Annotated in this window: 22 protein-coding genes; 17 read left to right on the top strand and 5 right to left on the bottom strand. The window is 40.1% G+C overall.

Annotated elements, in window-relative coordinates:
- The first annotated feature begins 20 nt into the window (after nt 1-20).
- The gene (locus BM086_RS05930; RefSeq protein WP_092324821.1) at nt 21-941 is read left to right on the top strand and encodes a hypothetical protein; all 921 of its coding nucleotides are present in this window, start codon (nt 21-23) and stop codon (nt 939-941) included.
- Between the two features lie 207 nt (nt 942-1,148).
- Here BM086_RS05930 and BM086_RS05925 read toward each other — a convergent pair whose 3' ends face one another.
- The 3 genes from BM086_RS05925 to BM086_RS05915 form a co-directional block, all read right to left on the bottom strand.
- Entirely contained in the window at nt 1,149-2,378 is a 1,230-nt protein-coding gene (locus BM086_RS05925; protein ID WP_092324819.1) for a serine hydrolase domain-containing protein, read from the bottom strand.
- Between the two features lie 33 nt (nt 2,379-2,411).
- The gene (locus BM086_RS05920; RefSeq protein ID WP_092324817.1) at nt 2,412-2,975 is read right to left on the bottom strand and encodes a hypothetical protein; all 564 of its coding nucleotides are present in this window, start codon (nt 2,973-2,975) and stop codon (nt 2,412-2,414) included.
- A gap of 265 nt (nt 2,976-3,240) precedes the next feature.
- Nucleotides 3,241-3,654 carry a DUF4430 domain-containing protein gene (locus tag BM086_RS05915; protein ID WP_092324815.1) on the bottom strand — a complete coding sequence of 138 codons (414 nt, stop codon included), beginning with the start codon at nt 3,652-3,654 and terminating at the stop codon, nt 3,241-3,243.
- Nucleotides 3,655-4,183: 529 nt separating this feature from the next.
- On the opposite strand from BM086_RS05915, the gene BM086_RS05910 reads away from it, so the two are divergent.
- Complete coding sequence (locus BM086_RS05910) at nt 4,184-5,551, top strand: MATE family efflux transporter (protein ID WP_207650973.1); 1,368 nt, start codon at nt 4,184-4,186, stop codon at nt 5,549-5,551.
- A gap of 63 nt (nt 5,552-5,614) precedes the next feature.
- A complete protein-coding gene (locus BM086_RS05905; protein WP_242952132.1) occupies nt 5,615-6,730 on the top strand; it encodes an FAD:protein FMN transferase in 1,116 nt (371 codons plus the stop codon).
- A gap of 166 nt (nt 6,731-6,896) precedes the next feature.
- Here BM086_RS05905 and BM086_RS05900 read toward each other — a convergent pair whose 3' ends face one another.
- The gene (locus BM086_RS05900) at nt 6,897-7,298 is read right to left on the bottom strand and encodes an RrF2 family transcriptional regulator (RefSeq protein ID WP_092324813.1); all 402 of its coding nucleotides are present in this window, start codon (nt 7,296-7,298) and stop codon (nt 6,897-6,899) included.
- 399 nt (nt 7,299-7,697) lie between these two features.
- On the opposite strand from BM086_RS05900, the gene BM086_RS05895 reads away from it, so the two are divergent.
- The 7 genes from BM086_RS05895 to BM086_RS05865 all read left to right on the top strand — a co-directional run bounded on the left by BM086_RS05895 (nt 7,698) and on the right by BM086_RS05865 (nt 16,766).
- Nucleotides 7,698-8,978 (top strand): O-acetylhomoserine aminocarboxypropyltransferase/cysteine synthase family protein, encoded by a 1,281-nt coding sequence (locus BM086_RS05895; RefSeq protein WP_092324811.1) that lies wholly within the window; start codon nt 7,698-7,700, stop codon nt 8,976-8,978.
- Nucleotides 8,979-9,314: 336 nt separating this feature from the next.
- A complete protein-coding gene (locus BM086_RS05890; RefSeq protein WP_092324809.1) occupies nt 9,315-9,689 on the top strand; it encodes a YccF domain-containing protein in 375 nt (124 codons plus the stop codon).
- A gap of 302 nt (nt 9,690-9,991) precedes the next feature.
- Nucleotides 9,992-11,191, top strand: a complete 1,200-nt coding sequence (locus BM086_RS05885) for a hypothetical protein (protein ID WP_092324807.1) — start codon at nt 9,992-9,994, stop codon at nt 11,189-11,191.
- A gap of 46 nt (nt 11,192-11,237) precedes the next feature.
- A complete protein-coding gene (locus BM086_RS05880) occupies nt 11,238-11,534 on the top strand; it encodes an STAS domain-containing protein (RefSeq protein WP_092324805.1) in 297 nt (98 codons plus the stop codon).
- Between the two features lie 36 nt (nt 11,535-11,570).
- The gene (locus BM086_RS05875) at nt 11,571-11,981 is read left to right on the top strand and encodes an ATP-binding protein (protein ID WP_092324803.1); all 411 of its coding nucleotides are present in this window, start codon (nt 11,571-11,573) and stop codon (nt 11,979-11,981) included.
- A 417-nt stretch (nt 11,982-12,398) separates the two neighbouring features.
- Nucleotides 12,399-14,912 carry a glycoside hydrolase family 9 protein gene (locus tag BM086_RS05870; protein ID WP_092324801.1) on the top strand — a complete coding sequence of 838 codons (2,514 nt, stop codon included), beginning with the start codon at nt 12,399-12,401 and terminating at the stop codon, nt 14,910-14,912.
- Nucleotides 14,913-14,939: 27 nt separating this feature from the next.
- Complete coding sequence (locus tag BM086_RS05865; protein ID WP_092324799.1) at nt 14,940-16,766, top strand: cellulase family glycosylhydrolase; 1,827 nt, start codon at nt 14,940-14,942, stop codon at nt 16,764-16,766.
- 321 nt (nt 16,767-17,087) lie between these two features.
- On the opposite strand, the gene BM086_RS05860 is transcribed toward BM086_RS05865, so the two are convergent.
- Nucleotides 17,088-17,933 carry a MerR family transcriptional regulator gene (locus BM086_RS05860; protein ID WP_092324797.1) on the bottom strand — a complete coding sequence of 282 codons (846 nt, stop codon included), beginning with the start codon at nt 17,931-17,933 and terminating at the stop codon, nt 17,088-17,090.
- Nucleotides 17,934-18,105: 172 nt separating this feature from the next.
- Between BM086_RS05860 and BM086_RS05855 the strand changes: the two genes are divergently transcribed.
- The 7 genes from BM086_RS05855 (at nt 18,106) to BM086_RS05825 (ending at nt 23,639) form a co-directional block, all read left to right on the top strand.
- Entirely contained in the window at nt 18,106-18,348 is a 243-nt protein-coding gene (locus tag BM086_RS05855; RefSeq protein ID WP_092324795.1) for an acyl carrier protein, read from the top strand.
- A 15-nt stretch (nt 18,349-18,363) separates the two neighbouring features.
- On the top strand, nt 18,364-19,308 hold the full coding sequence (fabK, locus tag BM086_RS05850) for an enoyl-[acyl-carrier-protein] reductase FabK (RefSeq protein WP_092324793.1): 945 nt from the start codon (nt 18,364-18,366) through the stop codon (nt 19,306-19,308).
- A gap of 532 nt (nt 19,309-19,840) precedes the next feature.
- Complete coding sequence (locus BM086_RS05845; protein WP_092324790.1) at nt 19,841-20,776, top strand: ACP S-malonyltransferase; 936 nt, start codon at nt 19,841-19,843, stop codon at nt 20,774-20,776.
- The gene (gene fabG / locus BM086_RS05840) at nt 20,770-21,510 is read left to right on the top strand and encodes a 3-oxoacyl-[acyl-carrier-protein] reductase (RefSeq protein WP_092324787.1); all 741 of its coding nucleotides are present in this window, start codon (nt 20,770-20,772) and stop codon (nt 21,508-21,510) included. Before BM086_RS05845 ends, fabG begins: the two co-directional genes overlap by 7 nt.
- The gene (gene fabF, locus BM086_RS05835; RefSeq protein ID WP_092324784.1) at nt 21,503-22,741 is read left to right on the top strand and encodes a beta-ketoacyl-ACP synthase II; all 1,239 of its coding nucleotides are present in this window, start codon (nt 21,503-21,505) and stop codon (nt 22,739-22,741) included. The genes fabG and fabF overlap by 8 nt, the downstream gene beginning before the upstream one ends.
- A 4-nt stretch (nt 22,742-22,745) precedes the next feature.
- The gene (locus tag BM086_RS21550) at nt 22,746-23,177 is read left to right on the top strand and encodes an acetyl-CoA carboxylase biotin carboxyl carrier protein (RefSeq protein WP_092324782.1); all 432 of its coding nucleotides are present in this window, start codon (nt 22,746-22,748) and stop codon (nt 23,175-23,177) included.
- A gap of 27 nt (nt 23,178-23,204) precedes the next feature.
- Nucleotides 23,205-23,639: a 3-hydroxyacyl-ACP dehydratase FabZ family protein gene (locus BM086_RS05825; RefSeq protein ID WP_092324780.1), complete on the top strand. Its 435-nt coding sequence runs from the start codon at nt 23,205-23,207 to the stop codon at nt 23,637-23,639.

Below are 23,639 nucleotides of genomic sequence, written 5' to 3'. Positions count from 1 at the left end.
TTTAATCATTTGGGGGGAAAATGAGGGATTATATTTATTGGCATTTGCCGGGATTTAGTGTATTCAGAGACCTGAATAGCACTATTATCGATCTTATGAGGGAATATCAGAACTGCTTTTATGAGAATTACAGGGTTGGAAGTGTGTATGGAACATTTCCTGGTGCAATATGGAATGGAGGAAGAACTGTACTGGGGTTTTGCCCGAAGAATGAAATAGAAAGGACTATCAAGCTTTTTAATTCTAAGCATGTTCCGGTGAGGTTTACGTGGACAAATCCGCTTATTGAGGAAAAGCATTTAAACGATACTTTTTGCAATATGATCATGCGCATCGCAAATAATGGCGAAAATCAGGTTTTGGTCAATACGGAAGTTCTGGAGAAATATTTAAGGGAGAACTATCCGAATTTTAAGTATATTTCTTCGACAACAAAGCGCATTACGGATCCTGAAAAGCTTCACAAAGAACTTGAAAAAGATTATTTCATGGTGGTTTTGGATTATGATATGAACCACAATGAAGAGGTCCTCAAAAGTTTACAGCCAGTGGCTGACAGAGTGGAAATTCTTGTTGACGAGATATGCTTTCCTAATTGTCCAAAGAGACTTGAGCACTACCGCGATGAGGCTTTGAAACAGCTTGAATGCGAGGTGGCAAGACCATTTCCTTGTCCTAACAGGCAGGAAAAGAAAACTTTTGAAGACTGCAAAAATAAGCCTGCATTTATTTCAAGAGAGCAGATGAAGGACTATATCAATCTGGGATTTAGGAACTTTAAACTTGTAGGTCGAGGGTTGCCTCAGAATCTGGTGCTTGATTCTTATATGTATTATCTGGTAAAAGAGGATAGTCAGGAATTTATAAGAAATCAGATTGTAAAAAGACTGACAGAAATTGCGCAGTTAAGAGAAAAAGCTAAAAAGCGATATGTATCTTAATATAATATGATGAATTAAAAAGCTCCAATTACCGTAAACTCGGTAATTGGGGCTTTTATACTACCTTGCTAGGTATTCTTGTTTTTTTTTCCAAAAATTTATTATTGAATGAAGTTATACAGAAACATGCACTTAATGCGGAGTTTATGAGAACTTGTTTAGGAAGTCATTCAAGTCATTTGTAGTTGACTGAACAATTTATAATAATCAGGACATTACAATATTTCTCAATCTTCTTGTGAGGTAGCCGGTTCCATAGTCACGCATCTGTGTCATCATCAAAAGAGTTGTCTTGGAAGCGGGGTCGTTCATGAAATATGCTCCAAGCCAGCCATCCCATCCGTATTCGCCTTTGTTGCCAATGATGAGTGCTTTTTCAGGAGAAACGAGAATCCTCATGAGATTGCTGTAGGTATGACCTTCAAGTCCGTGCCAGTTATCGAATGCATGCTGAGGACCTTCCATAACTGCGCTGCAGGTCATGAAACGAACTGTCTCTGGAGTCAGGATTTCTTTTCCATTATAAGTGCCACCGTTTAATAACATCTGACCAAAATGTGAGTAGTCATCAAGTGTTGAGAAAAGACCTGCGCCACCTGATTCAAAGGCATTTTTGTTACCATCATGTCTTATGATGAGATGATCTCCTCCAAATTCTTTAAATTCACCATTAACTACTTCATAGACCTGAGAGAATCGGGATTTCTTTTCCTCGGGTACATAAAAATCCGTATCCTTCATCTCAAGCGGATCAAAAATTCTTTCTTTTAAAAATTCGCTGAATTTCATGCCGGAAACCTTTTCGATAACAGCACCTAATACATCTGCGCTTGTTCCATATTGGAAGAAACTTCCGGGTATAAATTGGAGTGGGAGTTTGCCGATTTCTTCGGCAAATTCCATTGTGGACATCTGATATTTCTTGTGTCCGTGCTTGTCTTTTAATTCCGATTCTTCAACGCATGCTGGCTTATCGTATGGATATTTAAGCCTTTGAATAGCATCGTCAAAGAGCATAGTTGTTGTACATTCAGCAGGTGTATTTATTCCGGGATAAACAAGACCTGATGTCATGTTGAGAAGATCGACTATTCTGACGGATTTATCCCATGGAAGTTTTGAAATCTTTCCATCTGGTGTGACATAAGACTGGTCCTTAAAACTATCGATGAAATTACCTACAGGTTCGTTCAGATCTATTATTCCGTCCTGCATAAGAAGCATTGCAGCTGCGGCTGTTACAGGCTTTGACTGAGAATAAAGATGAACTATTGTGTCTCGGTTCATTGGTCTGTTGGCAGAAATGTCGGAATGTCCGCTCTGGGCATAATAAACTTCTTTTCCGTCCTGAATGACTAAAAGATTGACTCCGGCAACTTCTTTGTTTTTTACTGCTCTGTCCATACTTTCCTGAATAAGCTTTAATTTGTCTCTCATATTAAGTATCCTCCCCGAAAATGAAACATTTATTTAAAGCTGTTTAAGACCCATTTTACTCATTGCTAGAGAAATAGGTTTATATAACACTAACATAAGAATGAAGTTTCCACCGCAGTGGATAAAATCCCATGGAATACCTGCAATCCACCAGACAAATCCGGCTCGCAGACCACTTACAAAACCACCTGTGCTAAAGCCAATGACGATGTAAGGGATTGAACACAGAGCGCCGAAACATAGGCCAAATATCCCTGATATAATAGCCCAGAGAAACGCGGAAGTGTTTTTTCTAAAAAGCCATGCGATCAAAACCAGCAGAGGCCATATGTAAAGGTACATTATCCACCAGAGATTCATTCCGTAAATGCTGCCTTCCAAGAGAATGAAAACCGGCACCACAACGATTATTTTCCATCCGAAATAAAGGGTGAACATGATAAGCCAGAAGCTTGTAAGTTCTATATTAGGTAAAAAAGCAAGGGCTGCCTTCGAAACTTCTATTACAGCAACCATAAGTCCTATTTGTGCGATATCCTGTATTGAAAAGTAGTTATTATTATTCATATTATCCTTGAGCTGTTCATGTAAAAACATTTCAATTATACATCAATTATTTTTGAAAAAGTAGGACGATAAATGTAGCATTTATGGGTTTTTTGGTAAAAGAGATATAATAACCATTCGAAAAAAGTGATGGGACTTGACATCAAATGGTGCTGTTCAGACAGAAATGAATGAGAAAAAAACACCCAAAACACTAATGCGTTCTGGGTGTCTAAATTTTGTTACCTAAATACGTTTTTTTCAAAAAGAAATCTGATATATGTGAATCAAAAAAGATTTTTGGTAAGTATCTTAATTACTGAGCGAGCTCATATTTCCAAGTGTATTTATCACCATCATTTACAGGCTGTGAGTCAGCTCCGTACTGACCGTATTCATCATTAACATAGAGTGACCAGTAAGCACCGTCTGTAGCATAGATGGCCTGTTCGCCGTTGATTTTTTCAATCATTAAGCCATATTCGCTATCTGTTCCTTCATAGCTAAATCCCTTGTCTCCGAGTTCGTCCATAGCCTGGCGAAGGTATTCAGCATCTGTGTCAAGTTCATAGTTTGCTATTTCGCCTTTGCTGTTTTCAACTACGAGAGTAATGTTCTTTGCTCCTTTTGTTGGCTTTGCTCCGAATTTAGTCCAGGCAAGAGCAAATACAGCGATAAGGGCTACAAGTACAACTGCTCCGATAACAATTTTCTTAGTGTTGTTTTTCATAATTTCCTCCTGTTATATTGCTATGTTTATCGGCTTATAAAATGATAATAGGCAGTAATACGATAAACTTAAAGCAATTATTCATAATTATATAAATTCCTCAGATAGTATAGCATATATTCCCAAATAAAGCTCGGGAATATATGACAAATAGGTCATTCCAGCGCGACTACGTCGCAGGACCTATTTGCAATGGTAGACGAAGAGGAACTTTTGTTTTATTATTAAGGGCTGAGACGTATTATTCTCATTACGGCGCAAGATAGGCAAGCATTATAAGGGACTAGTGTACTGTCTAGCTCATATTCAATCAAATAACTTGTATCTCAATTTCATATGCTTCGTCATTTGATTAAATATGAACAAGCCAGCACACTAGATTCGTAATTACCATATTGTTTGCATATGAATTCATATGCAAACATGAAAAACTTGACAATGTCTTAACTGCTGCAGTGTATTTGTCTTATTTACATATGCAGCTGATTTTTGGTTATTGTTTAAATCTATAAAAAATTTAGGAGATAAAATGGCAACAAATAATAGAAGAGAATACATGACAACAACACCGGTTCCAAAGCTGATATTAACTCTGGCTGTGCCGACTATTATAAGTATGATGGTCACAGCAATTTATAATACGGCGGACACCTTTTTTGTGGCGAGAGTATCGGATGATCCTATCGTGAATACATCAGCTACAGCAGCTGTTGGATTGGTGTTTACGATAATGGCGCTTATTCAGGCAACAGGATTTTTCTGTGGGCATGGTTCCGGAAATTACCTTTCAAGAATGCTGGGCGCTGGTAAGCATAAAGAGGCAAATGAGATGGCATCAACCGGATTTGCGCTGGCACTGATATTAGGAGCGTGTTTTGCTATAATAGGAAATCTTTTTGTTACGCAGATTGCAGGATTCTTAAGTGCAGGGGCCAGTGAACTTACTAAAGAATTTACAGTGAGATACATGAGAATTATCCTTATTGGCGCGCCGTTTATGATGGCTCAGTTTGTAATAAATAATCAGCTTCGTTTCCAGGGAAGCGCTTATGTGGCAATGATAGGACTTATGTGCGGTGCAGTCATGAACATGATACTTGATCCGCTTCTGATTTTTGTTTTCCACATGGGAGTAAGAGGCGCAGCAATCGCAACAGTAATGGGGCAGTTTACAAGTTTTAATGTTCTTTTGATTGGAACAAGGAAAGGCGAGAATATCAAACTTTCACCTGCTAATGTTCACTTAAATGCCCATTACATAAAAGAAATAATAAATGGAGGCGCTCCTTCATTGTTCCGTCAGGGATTGGCTGCAATCTCCACATTTCTTCTTAATACAACTGCAGGAAGCATCGGTTCCGATGCGGCTATCGCGGGAATGAGCGTGGCATCAAGAGTAATGATAATGATGGCGTCAGCTCTTATCGGCTTTGGTCAGGGCTACCAGCCGGTATGCTCTTTTAACTATGGAGCAGGGCTTACAGCAAGGGTAAAAGAAGGCTTTAAGTTCTGTGTAAAATATGCAACTATAGTTCTTATTGGAATAGGATGTGTCTGCTTTGTTTTTGCGCCGGGAATAATTTCAGCGTTTTCTAAAAATGAGGCAGCAGTGGAAGTTGGAATCAAGGCTTTGAGATTCCAGTGCGTAACACTGCCATTATCCGGAGTTATCGTAATAAGCAATATGATGCTACAGTCAATCGGAAAGGGTGTGAAGGCTTCAATTACTGCTTCCGCCAGAAATGGAATATGCTTTATACCAATGCTTCTTATCCTGCCAAATATTCTTGGGATTACCGGAGTTGAGATGGCTCAGGCATGTGCTGATGTGCTGTCATTGTTTGTGACAGTTCCGCTTGCTTTTTCTGAACTAAGGAAGTTTGACAAGATTCAGTGAAAAATAATACAACCCAAGTATTTCGGTGATATTGTATTGGCATATATAGAAGGAAAATCAGAATTGATCAATAAGAAAAGATCTTTATTACAACTAAATAGTACAATGATCAGGTACATGACCTCAGTGCTGCTTGTGCTGTCAACTAGCCTGGTTTCATCCGGCTGTGCCGGAAATTCTGATGGAGCGAAAGTTCTTTTATCAGAAAAAAATAATGGCATAATGCATACCACTACTCTCTACGCCATGGATACAGTAATGGAGCTTCAGATTAATGGTGATGAAAAGCTTTTGACTGAGGCTGAGCAGAAAATAAGAAACCTTGAAAAAACGCTTTCAGTTACGGATGATAGCAGTGAAATTGCTATGTTAAATCAGAATTCGGAGGCGCAATTGTCTTCGCAGACAGGTGAGATTCTTAAGGAGGCTCTTTTATTATGTGACCGTACTGACGGGGCACTTGATGTTACAATCTATCCGGTTCTTAAAACCTGGGGATTTACGACGGGAGAGTACGCTGTACCTGATAAAAATGAACTTGATGAGCTACTTAAGTTTGTGGATTACCGCGGAGTAAATCTTGACGAAACACAGGATTATTACTGCAAAATTCCCAAGGGGGCGCAGGTTGATCTTGGTAGTGTTGTAAAGGGATATACAAGTCGTGAACTGGCAGCTTTTTTTGAGGAAAACGGCGTAAAGAGCGGTCTTATAAATCTTGGCGGTAATGTTCAGTGCATAGGGACAAAGCCAAATGGAAATCCTTGGAAGGTTGCAATAAAGAGTCCTTATAAGGACAGCGCAAGCGGGATATTCGGAGTTTTAGATGCTAAGGATATAGCGATAATAACTTCCGGTGGCTACGAAAGATATTTTGAAAAAGACGGAGAAATATACTGGCATATCATTGATCCGGATAATGGATATCCGGCAAAAAACGGACTTTTATCGGTTACGATTGTTGGAAAAGACGGAATGGTATGTGATGCTCTTTCTACAGCGCTGTTTGTAAAGGGACTTGATGAAGCAATAGATTTTTATAAAAAGAGTGATGATTTTGATGCGATTATTATAACGGATAGTGATGAAGTTTATGTAACGCAGGGAATTGCTGATAAATTTACTCTTTCATCAGAATACTTTGATGCAAAAATTCACATTGTGGAACATGGCAACTGATATGGGATAATACTGAAAATGCATTTGATGCTCCTGTTTTTTGATGAACATCGAATAATATTTAAAGGCTCTGTCAACGATTTATGACAGAGCCTTATTCTATAGTAATTATTACGCATTCTTCTGAATTACACGCTTGGCGATAGATGCGCACTCGCGACATTTTTTAATTGTTTACTAAGTCGCTTAATCTTTTACCATAAAAGAAATCACGTTCTAACTTGCCAAATTCCTGCCACATCGGAAGAGTTTTACATATATCCTGGCGAGGGCATTTTTCGGCATCAGGCGCAAGGCAGGCAACAGGTGTGATCGTGCCTTCCATAAGCTCGATGATCTCGCCGACAGTATATTCCTCAGGAGATCTGCTAAGCTTATATCCTCCGTGCTTGCCGCTGGTTCCTATAAGGAATTTTCCTTTCACAAGCTCTTTTGCAATTAGTTCAAGATATTTCTTGGAAATGCCCTGGCGCTTGGCTATATCTTTTAACGGCATATACTCTTCGCTATTCTGTTCTGCCAAATCTATCATTATCCTTAATGCGTATCGTCCTTTTGTTGAAAACATACTACTTTCTGACCTTTCTTATCTTATCCGCTTATTATAATTATAATACATCTAAAGTGCAATAACTTAAGCTTATCGTAATTGATAAAGAGTATTTATCATAATACCTATTGACATACTATGTAAATGAAAGTATCATGATTTTAACAACAAACAACGGGGTACGAAAAATGTATAACATTAAAAAGTATACTTCAAAATATATGATGTGTAGCATGTGTGATTGTAAATGATTAGCATTTGCGGGTGAATGTATAAATACATTTACATCGGGTTATACATAAAGAAAAGCGAAAATAGCTTTAACGACATAGACACTTAGTTATGGTTCATTTGAAAGAATGAATATTTGATCTTAATAAGAAAATACACAATCGTATATAGTAGGAGGAGAAAATAATGAGCAATTACAGATTTGAGACTTTACAGCTTCACGTAGGACAGGAACAGCCGGATCCGGCTACAGATGCAAGAGCAGTACCGATTTACCAGACTACATCATATGTGTTTAGAAACAGTCAGCATGCTGCAGACAGATTTGGACTTGCTGATGCGGGAAATATATATGGAAGACTTACAAATTCAACTCAGGATGTACTTGAAAAGAGATTAGCAGCGCTTGAAGGGGGCAGCGCAGCTTTGGCAGTTGCATCAGGTGCAGCAGCAATAACTTACACAATCCAGGCACTTGCAGCAAACGGCGGACATATTGTTGCTCAGAAGACCATCTACGGTGGAAGCTACAATCTTTTAGCACATACACTTCCACAGTATGGCGTAACAACTACTTTTGTTGATGCACATAATTTAAGCGAAGTAGAAGCTGCAATTAAAGATAACACAAGAGCCATCTACCTCGAGACACTTGGAAATCCTAACAGTGATATTCCTGATATCGATGCAATAGCAGAAATTGCTCATAAGCATGGACTTCCACTTGTAATTGATAATACATTCGGAACTCCTTACCTTATCAGACCAATTGAGCATGGAGCAGATATCGTGGTTCATTCAGCAACAAAGTTCATTGGCGGACATGGAACAACACTTGGTGGAATAATCGTAGAAGCCGGCAAGTTCAATTGGAAAGAAAGCGGAAAATATCCTAACATCGCAGATCCTAACCCAAGCTATCATGGAGTTTCTTTTGCAGACGCAGTTGGCCCTGCAGCTTTCGTTACATATATAAGAGCAATTCTTTTAAGAGACACAGGAGCCACAATTTCTCCATTCAATGCTTTCCTCCTACTGCAGGGAGTGGAGACATTGTCTCTCCGTCTCGATAGACACGCAGAAAATACCAAGAAGGTAGTAGAATTCCTTAAGAACCATCCTAAGGTAGAAAAGGTTAATCATCCTTCACTGGCAGATCACCCTGATCATGCGCTTTATGAGAAATACTTCCCAAATGGAGGCGCATCAATCTTTACATTTGAGATTAAGGGGGGAAAAGAGGCAGCATGGAAGTTTATTGATAATCTTGAGATCTTTTCACTTCTTGCAAATGTTGCAGATGTTAAGAGTCTTGTTATTCATCCTGCTACAACAACACATTCTCAGCTTAACGATGATGAACTTAAGGATCAGGGAATAACACAGAGCACAATAAGACTATCAATCGGTACAGAACATATCGATGATATCATCGCAGACCTTGAAAAAGGATTTGCAGCGATCTGATGATGTCAGGGGCAAAAGTCTGAACCCACGACAAGCTTGCTTGAGAGTGGGTGAAAGACCTTATGACCCGCCGGAACATAAGGAAAAAGTGGGGTAGGGGCCCCATGATTTCCGAATGTTACGTAGGATTGTGGGAGCGCATTGCGCGAAACAATCCGTGACATCACCTTAGTCCTTTACATAAATTGATTAAATATTGATCTAAAGAACGGCCATAATTCTCATATAGGATTAGGTCGTTTTTTCTTTAATAAAAAAGTGTGACGGTTTTGTGATAAAAGGTGATGTAATATATAACCATGGAAGGGCAAGAGCCCACATAGAAAGGAAAATAACATGAGAATATTAGGAAACATTATTTGGATAATATGCGGTGGATTAATTTGTTCTTTTTCATGGGCAATACTTGGATGTATATACTGTGTTACATTAATTGGAATACCTGTAGGGCTTCAGTGCTTCAAGATGGCAAGTCTTAGCTTGAATCCTTTTGGAAAAGAAATTGAAAATCATGGTGGAGCATTTTCTTTCTTGCTCAACGTAATTTGGTTCCTGTTTGGAGGAATTGAGATGGCTCTTATGAACTTTTTGTTCGGATGCCTCTTGTGCATAACAATTGTAGGCATACCATTTGGAAAACAGTTCTTTAAGCTGGCACATCTTTCACTTTGTCCTTTTGGAACAACAGTAGCAAGAGTACATTTTGCATGAATTATGCTTTAAAAGATAATCGATAAAAAATGAGTGGTCATTTTCGTGAATAAAACCTCGAAAATGGCTATTATAAAAGTGTGACATAAGTGTGATAATTCTTTTGATATTCTAAATAAGCACGGAATAATAGTGCTTTCTAAAAATCTGTAGCGAGCTGAATGCGAGTGAACAGTAACTTCTTATGCTTGGTTGAGCGTAGTAATAGCTTGCCCATGGGAATTAAAGATAATATAATTATTATTAAGTGGTTTAGATTTTAGCGTTAAAACAACAAAATCCAGACAGCAATTGGAGGGAGTATGCAGTCAGCTCATGTAAAGATCAGCAATAATGAAACAGATATACAAAAAGTGTATGATGCTCTGGATAAGTATATTGCAGATACCGGGATTGCCGGAAAGAGCAAGATGAGGTTAAGACTATTAACCGAAGAAGCGATAAGGTTTGCCAAGCTTTTTACAGAGGAAAAAGGGGCGGAAGTGTGGTTTTCCGGTGATAATAAAGTCACAAATATTTTCCTCGAAGCTGATAAAAAGTTAGACGACCTTGAGAAAAAGAAACTTATCTCGCTGGCTTCTAATGGAGAAAATAGCGAGGAATCAAGCTTTTTTAGTATGCTTGCAAAAACATTCATCATGATGCCGGAAGAGGAAGATGAGTGGACTTTGGGCAAATACAAAGAAGAAATGATCCAGAGAAGATTAGATGACAGGTACGCAGAGCGCGCCTGGGAAGATCTTGAAAGATCACTTCTTGCAAATCTTTCCGATGATATAAAGGTCGGCATCAAAAGAGACAAGATAACCATGGTTATCACTAAGATACTCATGGAATCAGCGCAGAATACAGGTTCAAGAGTTCCTCTAAAAACGACAGGGCCTATCGTACTGAACAATAATAAAGAAATGTTTGAACGAGCGCTTGAAAGGGCTGATGAGCATATTCAGGAATTGGAACTTGCAGGCAGGGATCAGCGTCACCTGCGGCTTTTGTTCGAGGAAGCGATAGGAATGATGGGAGCAATCGCAGGAGATTTTGAAACTTCTGTATGGTTTGAGAAGTATAACGATGAGTATTGCTTAAAGCTTAGAGCCAGTACATTTATGGATGCTGAAAAGAAAAAGCAGCTCCTGGCAGTATCAACCGATGGTCAGAACAGTCTTGCAAAAGGAACAATGGGCAAGATCAGAGATGTTATTGAAAACGGTCTTTTGCATTACGACATGGTTTCGCATCTTCAGCAACAGTATGGAACAGGAAATGTTCAGTTCGGCACGATCGGAATGTTTGGCGGAACCGAATCTTTGGCAGAAACAGGCGTTATGTGGTCGCTTCATGAATATGAACTTGGTATCGAGAATGATAAGGACGGCCAGTACAAGGAAGCCTGGGATGAACTTGAAAAATCAATTGTCGCAAGCATAGCCAAGGATGTTTTGGTCGGGGTTAAGAGCGATAGCTTTGAAATGACATTCATTGCAGATAGAACGAAAGAATGATAATACTTATAAATTGCTACTAGTTTTCATGAGAGGAGAAAAAAACATGACAATCAACAAATTAGTGAATGGAAAAGAATTAATAATTTCATTGGCAGGAAGACTTGATACTACTACTGCGCCTGAACTTGATGAAGAACTTAAGGAATCATTAAAAGAAGTTGAAGACCTTAAATTTGATTTTGCAAATCTTGAGTACATTTCATCAGCAGGCCTGCGTGTTCTTCTTTCAGCTCAGAAAGAAATGAATAAAAAAGGAAGCATGCTCGTTAGAAACTGCAGCGAAGAGATAAAAGAAATCTTCGAGGTTACAGGATTCATTGATATTCTGACAATAGAATGATTGTATCCACCACTTAGCTTTTTATGAGGTTAAAAAATGAGTGAAATGACGATTGAGGCAGAAGTACAGAACCTTGAAAAGGTCATAGCTTTTGTGGAACAGAATACCGAAGAACTTGATATTCCGCCCAAGACACAGATGCAGATAAGCCTTGCTGTTGAGGAAGTGTTTGTAAATGTTGCAAACTACGCTTATGCACCTGAAAAAGGGAACGTTACTTTAAATGTTGATGTCAGTCATGATCCGGATAAGGTTGTTATCACATTTATTGATAGTGGCATACCATACAATCCATTGGAAAAAGAGGATCCGGATGTGACACTACCTTCTGAAGAAAGAAAAATAGGTGGCCTGGGGATTTTTTTGACCAAGAAAGTAATGGGGGAAGTAACCTACGAAAACAAGGACGGGAATAATATCCTTAAATTGGTGAAAAATATCGGATAAAACATTTAAAAAATCCAAAATATAAAATGTGACTCTGACTGAGCGTTATTGTAACAATAACGTAACAGTTTGAGCCACATTTTTTTATGCCAATATCTAGTGTTCGAAATAAAATATAAATATATCATTTCATTAGTAAACATCAAATTAAAAAAAGATTAAAAATATATAAAAAAACATTTACATTCTAAAACGTTTAAGCTATTATAAATATAGAAAACATCGTATGTGACAGTGTTTGGAAACTTCTAAAATAAAAAATATAGCGAATTGTAGATAAAATATAAACAAATTATGGAAACGCGATTAAAACACGTTGACTTGATGGGTTAATTGTTACTTTAAATTTAATAATTTATGATATCCCGCGCGCAGATATCATTTAAAATTAAAAAAATTTAAGGAGGAATATGTCAAATGCATAAAGTTAAAAAAGCTTTTTGCAAAAAGGCATTGGTGTGTTCGCTATCAGCTTTATTAGTGGGGACAGGTTTTAGTTTTCCATCACTTAAGGTAGATGCTGCTGGCAACTACAATTATGGTGATGCACTTGCAAAATCATTACTGTTTTATCAGCTTCAGGAGTCAGGAAAGCTTTCTGAAGAGACATTATCAAGAACTAACTGGAGAGCTGATTCAGGGCTCAAGGATGGTTCCGACAACAACTTAGACCTTACAGGTGGATGGTATGACGCTGGTGATAACGTTAAGTTCAATCTTCCAATGGCATACTCATCTATGATCCTTGGATGGTCATATTTAAACAATCCTCAGGCTTACCAGAAGTCAGGACAGGCAAAATGGATGCTCCACAATATTAAGTGGGCAAACGACTATTTTGTTAAATGTAATCCGGATTCAAACACTTACTACTATCAGGTGGGAGATGGCGGTAAGGACCATGGATTCTGGGGCGCACCGGAACTTGTTGAAACAAAGATGGACAGACCTTCATTTAAGGTAGATGACACATCTGCAAATGGCGGCTCATGCGTAACAGGTGAGGCAGCAGCTTCTTTAGCAGTAGCATCACTTGTATTAAAAGACTCTGATCCATCAAGAAGCGCAACATATTTAGAGCATGCCAAGACATTGTACGGAATGGCTGAAAGAGCTCTAAGTGACGCCGGCTACACAGCTGCAAGCGGATTCTATACATCATACAGCGGATTCTATGATGAACTGGCACTCGCAGGCTGCTGGTTATATAAGGCAACAGGTGATGAGACTTATCTTTCAAAGGCTGAGAAGTATGCAACTAACTTTGGTTCTGAGTTCCAGGGCGGAGATGAGATTGCTTACTCATGGACAATGTCATGGGATGACACACATCTTGGCGCTTGCCTGTTACTTGCTGAACTTACAGGAAAAGATAAATACTATACACCAATCGAGAACAGTATTGATTGCTGGAATGGAAAGAAAGAAGGTTCCAATTCCATAACAATCACACCTGGCGGACTTTCATTCTTAAGTGAGTGGGGCTCAATGCGTTATGCATGTAACCAGGCATTTATTGATACTATCTATGTTGGACTTGATAAGGCAGACAGCACACACATAGCTGATGCTAATGCTTATATCGAGAGAACAATCAACTATACACTTGGCAGCTCAGGTCAGAACTATATGGTTGGCTACAATGCACAGTCACCTAAGAATCCTCACCACAGAGCAGCACATGGATGTTGGTCCAACAACCTTAATGCAGCACCTGAAAATTCAAGACATACTCTTGTTGGTGCTATCGTAGGTGGCCCTGGAGCAGCAAGCGACAGTGCCTACAAGGATGTTCGCAGTGATTATCAGGCAAACGAAGTTGCTTGTGATTACAATGCCGGCTTCACAGGAGCTTGCGCATATCTCTATGAAAAGAATGGCTATGGCTCAGTTACAACTCCTACAGCTATCGAAGAGACTGACGGTGCAGAATTTGTTCTAAGTGCAGGAATTAACTGCGAAGATAAGAACAATGCGATCAATTTTGTAGAGATTAAGGCAGTAGTTGAAAACCACACTGCATGGCCTGCAAGAGTTACAGATAATCTCACTCTTCGTATGTTCTTTGATCTTAGCGACGTTATCGCACAGGGACATAACCCATCAGAAATGAAGGTTTCTACAACTTATATGCAGCATCCTGTTAAGATTTCTGAATTTAAAGAATCAGATCAGGCAGGAATTTACTACATCGACCTTAACTATGCCGGCGCTGAGATTTATCCTGGCGGTCAGAGCGAGTGCAAGTGCGAGATTCAGGTAAGAGTAGCTGCTCCCGGTAAGTGGGATTATTCAAAGAGCCCTTGCCTTGTAGGACTTGGCGGAACAAGCAATTCACAGATGTCTACACCAAGTGGAATGCAGTTATTTGAAGGTTCAGAACTTGTTCTTGGAGATTCAACAATTGTAGTTCCATCACCAGACGTACCAGATGAGCCGGATGAACCTGAGCAGCCGGATACTCCTGTAAATCCAGAAGATCCAGATCAGCCTGTAAATCCAGATGACCCAGATCAGCCGGTTAACCCAGAAGATCCAGATCAGCCTGTAAATCCAGATGACCCAGACCAGCCAGTAAATCCTGACGATCCAGACCAGCCTGATCAGCCGGATGATCCTGAACCACAGCCTGTTTCATCTGATCTTACAGCTGCATACACAATCAATAACTGGGGCTCAGGTTACCAGGTACTTATCAAGATTAAGAACGACACAGATAAGAAGGCAGAATCCTGGACTCTTAAGGTTAATAAGGATGATGTAAGCATAGATACAAGCTGGAATGTAAATATTGATGAAGAAGGAAATTACTATGTAATTACACCTATGTTATGGAATTCAGCAATCGAGCCAGGAAATTCAGTAGAATTCGGTATCCAGGGATCCAAGCATCTTGGAGATACTGTTGAAATGATTGCAGAAGGTAAATAAAAAAGATTTGTTGGAGGAGCATGTCTAATGCATAAAGTTAAGGGAGCATTATGTAAAAAGGCTTTGCTTTGTTCTTTATCAGCTATGTTAGTGGCAGGTGGATTTAATTTCCAGTCACTTAAAGCCAGTGCTGCTGATGAACTAAAAACAGGTTATACGATAAATAACTGGGGTTCAGGTTATCAGGTACTGATCAAAGTAGAGAATAAAGGCGATAAGAAAGCAGAAACATGGTCATTAAAAGTAAATAAGAATGACGTTGGAATTGATTCAAGCTGGAATGTAAATATAGTAGAAGACGGTGACTATTATATAATCACTCCTATGCAGTGGAATTCAGTTATCGAGCCGGGAAATGCGATTGAATTCGGAATTCAGGGTTCAAGCCATGTGGGCGATAAGGTAGAAATCCTGGCAGAAGGCGAAACAGCTACTGTTGAGCCACAGCCGGAACCAGAGCCACAGCCTGACCCAGAACCACAACCTGAGCCAGATCCTCAGCCAGAGCCGGAACCACAACCTGAGCCACAGCCAGATCCAAAGCCACAGCCGGATCCACAGCCACAGCCTGACCCAGGGCCGCAGACAGACGCTGTAGTAGGTGATGACTGGCTTCACACTGATGGTTCAAGGATTCTTGATAAGAATGGAAAAGAAGTTTACCTTACAGGCGCAAACTGGTTTGGTTTCAACTGCTCTGAGAGAGTATTCCATGGATTATGGAATGCAAATATGAAGAGTGTTGTTGAAGGAATGGCAGACCACGGTATAAACCTTGTAAGAGTGCCTATTTCAACAGAGCTCTTACTTGAATGGAAAGCAGGCAAAAAGGTTAAAGTCAATGTAAATACTTATGCAAACAAGGAACTTGTCAGAGCAGATGGTTCTGACATGGATTCAAGAGAAATCTTTGATGTTTTCCTTGATCTCTGCAAAGAAAACGGTATAAAGATCATGATGGACCTTCATAGCGCAGATGCCAACAATTCAGGACACAATTACAATGTATGGTATGGCCCTAAGGGATTTACCACAGAGGATTGGATTGAAGGCTGGACATGGTTTGTTAACGAGTATAAAAACGATGATACCATCATTGCATGCGACCTTAAGAATGAGCCTCATGGTAAGTATTCTCAGGCAGATTCCAATGCTGCAAAGTGGGATGATTCCACAGATGAGAACAACTGGCAGTATGCAGCAAGCCGCTGCGGAAAAGCTATCCTTGATGTCAACCCTAATCTTTTGATAATGGTTGAAGGTATTGAGGAGACTCCAAGAGCAGGCTATGACTATAATTCAGGAACACAGAATCCTAACGCTACAGAAGATGAACTTAAATACTATGGCGGATGGTGGGGCGGCAACCTTAGAAATGCTGGCAAATATCCTGTTGATCTTGGACAGTATCAGAGTCAGCTTGTTTACTCACCTCATGACTATGGCCCACTTGTATATAAGCAGAGCTGGTTTGACAAAGACTTTACAGAACAGACTCTTCTTGACGATGTATGGTATGACAGCTGGTTCTACCTCCAGGATAAGAATATCGCACCTCTCCTTATCGGCGAATGGGGCGGATTCATGGACGGCGGAGACAACGAGAAATATCTCAACATTATGTCTGAGTTCATCGCAAAGAATCATATAAATCATACCTTCTGGTGCATCAATCCTAATTCAGGCGACACCGGTGGACTTCTTAAGGATGACTGGGCAACCTGGGATGATGCTAAGTATAACATGATGAAGAAAACCCTCTGGTCAGACTCTAAGACAGGCAAGTTTGTAGGTCTTGACCATGTAGTACCTCTTGGTGATAACGGCGAGACAGTTACAGAGTACTACAAATAAATAATTTTACCCTCTAAGAAAAGAAAGTAATGGGACCGCACGTTCCATTACTTTCTTTTTATGGAATAGAAAATTTCATAAAATTACTCTGCTATGGTTGCACACATGTACGATAGAAACATCGACCTAAGTAAAGCTTTGTAGAGTTAGGGAGTATGAGCATAGAAATGTGCAGTTCTCGGACGAGCAAGATGATTTACAGATTGAGAAAGCAAATGGATGGCGACTGTTTCGAACAGCGCTGAGAGGAGACATCCATTTGCTTACGAAATAATGTAAATCACTGCGCAGACGAAAACAAGTATTTCTATGCTCATACGATCATTCAACGCAGATAAAAAGATACTTGTAGTACGTGTGCTCATTTTTTTGATAGAGATTTATGAGACTTATGATGTAGAGGTCAGAGCAGACCTTTAGATCATTCTTTTTTATGTAGGAAAGAATTTTTTTATACGACTTGTCGATGTCCTGTGAGCGACTTTCATGGTGACAGCAAAGAGCTTTGCACGCCGGGTATGTTATAGAATTAGGAAGCTCAGATGGCTGAAGTGAAAGACTCACAACATTGTTGTAGACGTAATTCTTTTTTAGAAGATCTTCATAGGCAATAGTAACTCCGGAAGGAAAAGATGAAAGACTTCCATCAGCAGCTGAAACAGCAAGGTGCCTTGATATGTCTGCAGCGATATCGGCTGTGTGATGGGCATTATCTTTAACAGTGACAGGAGTTCTGATGATGCTTATAGAAGGTATGTCTAAGAGAAAAGGAACTCCCGGCGCGTGCTTATCAAAGTTTTCAAGAATCCACATTCCCATTTTGAGAGAATTTATCTTTTTATTTATGATAACAAGCTCATTCTGCAATTCTAAAATCTTTGCATTTCCAAGCTTCTTAATCCCTTCCTTTGTTGAGTTATGAATAAGTTCATTTATCTCTTTGATTGAGCAGCCAGCCTGACGCATGGTGCTTATAAAGTAAAAAGAAGTAATCTGTGAGGCTGAGTAGTAATGATAGCCGTTTTCAGGATCCACTTTGGGAACAATTATCCCTTCTTCATAGTAATGTCTTAGAGTATCCCTTGTTGTACCGCAAAGTTTGGCAAACTGACTGACACTAAAGGTGTACTCATCTGCAGAATCTTTTATTTTTCCGAATAAATTCATAATAAGGCTCCGTTGATTGAAATTATGTAAAGGTCAAAAGTAATGTCACGGGCTGTTCCGAACATTCCTATGAAACATAAAAAAATATACGAAAAGTTATTGACTTGGGGGCTACCCCCAAGATTATTGTAACAAAGAAAAGTAAAATCGCAAGCCAAAAGGAGGCAGAAAAATGAAGGATGTAAAGGGAACAATTATCAGAATAATAGCAGAGTATCTTGATAAGGACGAAAGCGAGTTGAGCGGAGCAAGCACATTCAAAGAGATCGGTCTTGATTCACTTGATATCATGGAACTTGTTATGCAGATGCAGGAAGAACTTGATTGCGAAGTTCAGCTTTCTCAGAACATTACAACAATTGACAGCCTTGTAGAGCTTATTGAAAATCAGAGTGCAGACCAGGCAACAGCCTGAAAAATAGAGGATGATATGGGAAAAAATGAGATATGTGAAATGCTGGGTATCGAATACCCGGTATTTCAGGGCGGCATGGCATGGATTGCTGATGGCGAGCTGGCAGCAGCGGTTTCAAATGCAGGGGGACTTGGAATAATTGCAGCGATGAATTCAAATGGGGAGCAGCTCAGACAACAGATAAAAAGAGCTAAAGAGCTCACCAACAAACCATTTGGCGTAAATCTCATGCTAATGAGCCCATTTATCGAAGAAACAGTAGATGTGGTATGTCAGGAACATATAAAAGTTGTGACAACAGGCGCCGGAAATCCTGCTGCATATATGAAAAAACTTCTTGATGCAGGAGTAAAAGTTATCTGCGTTGTTGCAAGTGTACCACTGGCAGTAATGGTTGAGCGCATGGGCGCGTGTGCAGTTGTGGCAGAGGGCTGTGAGTCTGGCGGACATGTAGGAGATACCACAACTATGGCACTTGTTCCACAGGTTGTCGATGCGGTTAATATTCCTGTAATAGCAGCCGGAGGAATAGCAGATGCAAGAGGAATGGCAGCAGCTTTCATGCTCGGTGCTAAGGCAGTTCAGATGGGGACAAGATTCCTTACAGCAAAAGAATGTAATGTTCATGCCAACTATAAAGAAAAAGTATTAAAGGCAAAAGACAGAGACACCATCGTAACAGGAAAATCCCTTGGTCACCCGGTAAGAGCCCTTAAAAACCGCATGACCAGAGAGTTTACAGAGAAAGAAAACACTCCCGGAACAACACCGGAAGAACTTGAAAAAATGGGAGCAGGCGCCCTTCGCCGTGCAGCAATAGAAGGAGATGTTCGCTACGGCTCATGCATGTGCGGCCAGATCGCAGGCCTCGTCAACACAGAAAACACCTGCGAAGAAATCATAACGCAAATCTGCTCCGGCGCCGCCGCCCTCCTCAACCAATCTATTAAAGTCAGCTGACTACATGAAAATTAAGAGCATTTTTTTCTAACTACTTGTTTATATGAATATTAAAAATTTACCCATTAGATAGAAAATTGCTCTGAATACTCTATGAAATAAAAGCATTCGGATATGAATGCAAATTAGGCTTAGGCATATGTGTATTTCAGTGCAGGAATGCAAAAATGAATATACACTAACAAGTGTTTTAGAATTATTGCCGGGATTCCTATTAAAGCAAAACACTCCGCTATAGATGCGCAGGGTATGTTGATGTATGTGAACCTCAGTGTAGGGAATGTAAAAATGCGCAGTTCTCGGACGAGCAGGATGATTTCCATATTAAGAAAACAAATGGATGTCGACTGTTTCGAACAGCGTTGAGAGGAGACATCCATTTGCTTTCGAAATATAGGAAATCACCGCGCAGACGAACACAAGCATTTTTTCATTCCTGCACTGAGGGGACAGACGAACACAAACATTTCTACGTTCATGTACCACTGTCGGTAATCAAATCTGTAGCAAATCAACACCACAGGAGGAGAATATGGGAAAAACCGCATTTCTGTTTGCCGGTCAGGGAAGTCAGTATCCTGGTATGGCAAAAGATTTATATGAAAACATTCCTGAAGTACAAACACTATTTAATCAGGCAGAAAAGCTACGGCCCGGCACACTAGCCCAGATGTTTGCCGGCACCGAGGATGAGCTAAAACAAACCAATAACACACAGCCCTGCCTCTTTCTGGCAGACCTTGCAGGCGCGATCGCACTCAAAAAGCAGGGAATAGAACCCGATGCAGTTGCAGGCTTTTCACTTGGAGAAGTGGTCGCACTCTATTTTTCAGGAGTCCTTTCTTTTCAGGAGGCATTTAAGCTTGTGTGCCTTAGAGGAGAGCTGATGCATAAGGCAGCAACACAAAATGCAGGAGCCATGATAGCAGTCCTTAAAATGGACAGGGATGAACTTGCTTTGCTGGGAAAAGAAACAGGAACATATCTTGTTAATTACAACTGCCCGGGACAGATAGTGGTTTCGGGAAAAGAAGAGAATATCGAAAAACTTAAAGCTCTTTTAACAGAAAAGAAGGTCAGATTTATTCAACTGTCTGTAGGAGGACCGTTTCATACACCGTACATGGAAGAAACCTCCGATAAGCTAAAAAAAGAGCTGAAAGAAAGCGACAAGTACCAGGTAAAAGCGCCGCAGCTTCCACTTTTTTCAAACAAAACAGCTCAGATGTATCCGGAAAAAGAAGATGAGATAATCGACATCTTTTCAGCGCAGGTCTCAAACAGCGTGAAATGGGAAGACATTCTGACAAACATGGAAAAAATGCAGATAGATACATTTGTTGAATGTGGCCCGGGAAAGACACTTTCAGGATTTGTAAAAAGAACTGTAAAAGGCGCAAAGATACTAAATGTAAGCGATATTGAATCATTAGGCAGCACAGTCAGGGAGTTTGAAAACGCATGTTAAGGGGAAAAACAGCCGTTATCACCGGCGGAAGTAGAGGCATAGGCAAGGCGATAGCGACAAAGTATGCAGAAAACGGAGCTAATCTTGCCATAGTTGCGACAAGAGAAAGCGAAGAAGCATTAAAAACAATAGAAGAACTAAAACAATATGGAACCGATGTAAGGCTTTATGCCTGCAATATCAGAGAAGCTGAAGCAGTTGAAGCAATAAAAGAAAAAATACTTGCTGATTTTACAAAGATTGATGTTCTTGTGAATAACGCAGGGGTAACGAAGGATAACCTTCTCCCAAGCCTTAGCGTCATGGATATCGACGATGTCATAGACATAAATCTGAAAGGCACGATGTTTATGACAAGGGCATTTATCAGAAATTTTGTAAAAAACAGAAATGGAAATGTTATCAATATAAGTTCTGTTGTGGGACTTATGGGAAATAAAGGTCAGACAAATTATGCAGCCTCAAAGGCGGGAATTGTCGGATTTACCAAGTCAGTTGCAAAGGAATACGGACGAAAGAACATCAGATGCAATGCAATTGCGCCGGGGTACATTGAAACTGATATGACAGACAAACTGTCAGAAGAAGCAAAAAAAGAAATATCATCAAACATACCACTTTGCAGATTGGGGAAAACAGAGGATGTGGCAAACCTGGCTCTTTTTCTTGCAAGTGATAGTTCAGGATATATTACAGGGGAAATAATCAAGGTAGATGGAGGAATGTATGTATAGAGTAGTTGTTACTGGAATGGGAGTAATATCACCAGTCGGCAATGACCTTGACAGCTTTTGGAATAGCTTAAAGGACGGAATTTGCGGGATAGACACAATAAAGAGATTTGATGCATCGAACCTTAAGGTATCACTTGATGCAGAGGTAAAAGATTTTGAGCCGAAGAAATACTACGATACCATGCAGGAAATAAGAAAGTCAGATCTTTTTATGCAGTATGCAATGGCAGCAGCAAAAGAGGCAGTCGAGGATAGCAAGATACTTGAATCGGAGCTTGATAAGACACGATTTGGCGTTTATATAGGTTCAGGAATCGGAGGAATCAGTACTACACTCCGTGAGACAAAAAAACTTATGGAAAAAGGACCGGAGATGGTTTCACCGTTCTTTGTACCCATGATGATAAGCAACATGGCAGCAGGTTCTGTTTCGATTAAGTTCGGCGCAAAGGGACCAACACTTCCTGTTGTGACAGCCTGTGCCACATCAACTCATACCATCGGTGAAGCATACAGAACCATCAAGCATGGATATGCTGATGCGATTATTGCAGGAGGTTCGGAGGCATCAATAAATGAACTTGCAATGGCGGGATTCATCAATTGTCAGGCCCTTAATCTGACGGATAACCCTGAGGATGGAAGCATCCCTTTTGATAAGAGAAGAGGCGGGTTTGTAATGGGAGAAGGAGCAGGAATGCTCATCCTTGAGGAGTATGAACACGCAGTTAAAAGAAATGCTAGAATTTATGCAGAAGTTGTGGGATACGGCAATACTTCAGATGCTTATCATATTACAGCTCCGGATCCCGAGGGAGATGGCGCTGTAAGAGCAATCAAAAATGCCACCGAGGAAGCAGGTGTATCAGATTGCAGGACGCTTTATGTAAATGCCCACGGAACCGGAACTCACTTAAATGATGCGATGGAGACCAAAGCGCTTAAGACTGTTTTTGGCGATAAGGCCTATGACCTTCATATCAGCTCAACCAAATCCATGACCGGCCATATGATGGGAGCAACAGGCGCAGTAGAGGCAATAGCTTCAGTTAAGGCCCTTGAAGAAGGAATCATTCCACCTACCATCGGTTACAAGGAAAAAGACGAAGAATGTGATCTTAACTACACTCCAAATAAAGCTGAAAAAGTAGCTATAAACTACGCAATAAGCACTTCACTTGGTTTTGGCGGACACAATGCATGTATAGCATTTAAAAAGTACGAGGCATAAAATTATGAATTCACTAAAAGAGTACGGAGATCTTTTTCTAAAACTTAATCTTTCGGAACTGTCTATACAGGAGGGAAACTTTTCTCTTGTCTTAAAAAAAGAAACCTCGGCAGCAGTAAATCAGCTGCAGGCAGTTATTCCGGCTTCCTCTAAAACAGAATCTATTTCCGGTACAGAAGAGATAGAAGAAAAAAACGAGGATGATGGAATAGCAGTAAAAGCGCCGCTTCTTGGAATCTTTGGTGAACTTTCAGGAGAAAGAGAAGCAGTAAAAGAGGGAGACAAAGTCAAAAAGGGAGATGCGCTCTGCACTATAGAGGCAATGAAAATGCTAAATGAAGTGGTGGCTCCCACAGATGGAACAGTGACAAAAGTCTGTGTAAAGCCGGGACAGCTTGTGGAGTACAATCAGCAGTTGTATGCAATCAAAACTTGAATTCCATATATTGGATGTGAGGAAAAAATGAACAGAGAAGAAATAAAGAAAATACTCCCCCACAGGGAACCGATGCTTTTGCTTGATGAGGCAGTCCTTAATGAAGATGGAAGTGCAACAGGATTCTACACTGTAAGGGGAGATGAGTTCTTTTTGCAGGGACACTTTCCGGGAAAGCCCGTGGTTCCGGGGGTTATCCAGTGCGAGATCATGGCTCAGTCAGCCTGCATGATGTTCGCTGACAAAATGAGCGAAAGTGATGTGCTTCCTGTCTATACAGGACTTGATAAGGTGAGGTTCAGAGGGATGGTGGTTCCGGGAGATACGATCAGGGTTGATACCAGGATTCTTAAGGCGGGACATCCGTTGTACGTGCTTCACGGAGAACTTACTGTAAATGGAAAAAAGTGTATGAGCGGCGATTTTTCTTTTGCCATTATAAAAAACAAAGAGGAAGAATGA

The organism is Butyrivibrio sp. YAB3001, from assembly GCF_900112195.1.
GTDB lineage: Bacteria > Bacillota > Clostridia > Lachnospirales > Lachnospiraceae > Butyrivibrio.
Note: the sequence above shows the minus strand (reverse complement) of the source record. Positions and strands in the feature narration are given on the sequence as shown.